We start from the raw sequence: 3,114 nt of genomic DNA on the forward strand, positions 1-3,114 counted from the left end.
GTCCGCCGTTGAATTTACCGGCGGAAAAGACCCGTACCACATTCAGAACCAAAACCCATAAAGGAAATGGCTTTAACGAATTGCGTTTTGAGGATGAAAACGGCAGCGAGGAAGTGTTTATTCATGCTCAACGGGATATGAATACGCGGGTTCTTCGGGATAAAACCACGCAGATAAACCATGACCAGAAAACAGACGTTGCGCATAACCGCACGGTGATAATTAAACACGATGATGACGAAGCTGTGCAGGGCTTCCAGACGCTGGAAGTTAGCAAAAATCAAACGGTGACCATTCAAGGCCAGCAAGCTATTTCAATTGGTAAAAGCCATCAATTGAACGTCACCGATAACCAGCAAATTACCGTGGGTAAACATATCACTGTGCACTCGGAAAGTGGACAAATCACTATTGGGAACGCCGGCGGCCAGATAGTGATTGACCCGATGGGGAATATTCGTATCGAAGGGGTCAGTATCACCATGACTGACCATCTCACCGGGAAGAAATCCGCCGATGCGCTGTTTGACTATTCTGCCCGCTATACCCTGTTCAGTGAGCAGAGCGGTAAGCCGCTGGTGAATACCCGCTATACCATTACCACCGCTGGCGGTCAGACTCTTTCCGGTAAAACTGACACGCTGGGCAGAACTGTAACCGTACAGAGTGAGGCAGAAGAAAATCTGCAACTGAGTTCACCGGAAACCCCACCGAAACCGAAGCAAACCTTATATCAGGCCAGTGATAACACACCGGTAGAACATGTGATGGAATTTACGGAGAAATAAATATGACAGCATCCAACAGCGGCAAGATGTGCCCAGCAGTGACCTCAATTAATTGCACGATGGAAATAGGCGTCTTTCCCGCCGATGAAGATCCCTGCTATCTGGCGGAAAAAGCCGAATACGCTCTGCGGCTGCCGGCAATGATTATCACTAAACTGGGGGCTATCCGCTTTCTTAATCAAGTCATTATGAGTGGGTTGATTAAGGTTGAGGAACTTAAACATGACTTTCTGTGGCCCTATAAAGCGGAAGTGGTATTTGCTATCAGAGGGCCTAAAGATGTACCTCTTCCCATGCTGGCGACCAGTCTGGCCTCTAAACAGCGTTATAGCGGTAATTTACCGCAATCCAGCAATCCATTTGCCCGACCTTCTGCCGACGATACGAAGAAGTTTGGTGTTAAGCGTATTCGACGCCCCGATATTATTCTGGTTAAAGAGGAGGCTCTCCGCTGGCCGGGCAGAAATGCCACCTACTTCGATGGTTCTGTGCACCCTGATAATTTGAAGATGCTGATTGAGGTGAAATTTCCGGGGGATGACCTAACTCTGGGACAACAAACTGATTACATTCAGATTGCGACCGAAGACCGCTTTGGTGTAATGCGTATCAGCGATAATCGCACAGAAGAGCAAAAACAGTATGATGAAGCATGGCGAAAACATTATCAACCCGGTTCCCACCACTATAAAAATCCGATACCGCTGGCCCCGCTGCCACCCGGTTCGCCTCCTGATGAGGAAGCTTTACCTATCCCTCCCGAAGAGGGTGCACCGGGGACCATTCCCCAGCCGCTGACAAAAAAACTCCCGCTTCTCAGCACTTCCCGCTGGTCGTTTTTACCCAGCTATGAAGACTGGGTTGTCCTCGGGCAGGAGGTGGCTGGTCTGGCCGAAAATGGGTTGAATTATGTCCGCAACAGTACCCGGGAGCTCCTTGCCCAGTTTGGTACCTGGTTCAATCAATCCGGCAAATGGGTATGTGAAGAGATTATTGACCCGATAAGCCATCAGGTCAGCTACGCATTTTCCTGGGTTAATGAACAAACGGGAAAAATCGTGACCTGGACGGAGAGTGAGATAAAAACCCAGTGGCAAACCGTGCAACAGGGCTCAGATATCACCCTGGAAGAGCTGAAAAACATTCGCTGGATGCAAATATTAAAAGAGGTGGGTGAAGGAATGCTGGAAGTGGTTGTAATTGTTGCCGGCGTTGCCGTCGTTATCCTTGTCACCCTTGCCGTCGCTGCTGCGCTGATTGCACTGGTGGAAATTTTAGCCGCTGCTGCCGCGGTGAGCGCCGCCGCGTTAGCTGCCATCCTGGCCATATTGGCGAGTGTGACATTTGCCACCGCCTTATAATTAACGGAGAAAATAATGGAAACTGTAGATTACTTTGCCCAACTGAGATCAAAATTGACCTCTTTTCTTTTTATTAATGGAGATGAACTGACCGTCTCCCGCTTGGGTATCTCAATTACCCTGTTTTTTAAACAGGGCTACACTCAGGAGAAAAAGCAACGCATTCTGGCCTGCTACCGGCGCTTTCGCGAAGAATTTGGCACCCACCTGCGTTTTCACCGTCATGAGCTGAAAGGGTTAAAGAAATATTCACCGGAAAATATTGCCAAAGTCGAAGAAGGTATTCTTAATCAGAAAAAAAACCAGCTTTCTAGTTGGGTGGTCAGTGATGCCAAAAATGAAGATGAGGCACCTAATTATCTGATGTGTTACCTGGATTCCGATGAGGATGATGGTGACGATAGTAGCTCCTACCTGAGTCTGGTGCTGCCCTGGGATTATCTAAAAGAACCAGAGGGCATGACTCGTTTTATGGCATGGTTGGATTTTATGTGTGAACAACTCGAACCAGACAGTGGGGACTGTGGTTACTGTCTAGTCTTACCCAACGACTTCTATGACTACTTTCCTTTAGAGTACCAACTGGCACAACGTTACCCTGCCCTGCAAGTGAACTCCGCAGTGCACACAGCTAAATTACAGTATGAACACTCCATCCGTGGTATTAACTGGATCACCCTGCTGTCCAAACGCTTTGTAAGACGTCTGGGTGGAGAAGTCTGGATACGTAAAACACTGGCCCGTTATCCGGATGTGGTCATTAGTCCTTACTCCAATGGTCTGATGATCCGAGCCGGTCAATACCCGGACTTAACACCACTACCGGGCAATGTCCCGGCGAGTTATTTTGCCATTAACCAGCTGATACGCCCGATACGGGTTATTCCTCGTGAAGGCCATTCTCTGCATTTTTATGGTGAAGGACATTTTAATTCAACTTCCACGCTGGCCTGGTATGCCCGCTA

At 48.5% G+C, this 3,114-nt stretch carries 3 protein-coding genes; all 3 read left to right on the top strand.

The window, feature by feature from the left end; translation table 11 throughout:
• Positions 1 to 788: bacteriophage T4 gp5 trimerisation domain-containing protein (locus C5471_RS22840; protein WP_422630940.1), on the top strand; the 788-nt coding region annotated here is incomplete at its 5' end.
• A gap of 2 nt (positions 789 to 790) precedes the next feature.
• On the top strand, positions 791 to 2,149 hold the full coding sequence (locus C5471_RS22845; protein ID WP_133813397.1) for a VRR-NUC domain-containing protein: 1,359 nt from the start codon (positions 791 to 793) through the stop codon (positions 2,147 to 2,149).
• 15 nt (positions 2,150 to 2,164) lie between these two features.
• On the top strand, positions 2,165 to 3,114 hold a 950-nt coding region (locus C5471_RS22850), incomplete at its 3' end, for a DUF3396 domain-containing protein (protein ID WP_166296499.1).

Source organism: Photorhabdus tasmaniensis (assembly GCF_011189505.1).
Lineage (GTDB): Bacteria > Pseudomonadota > Gammaproteobacteria > Enterobacterales > Enterobacteriaceae > Photorhabdus > Photorhabdus tasmaniensis.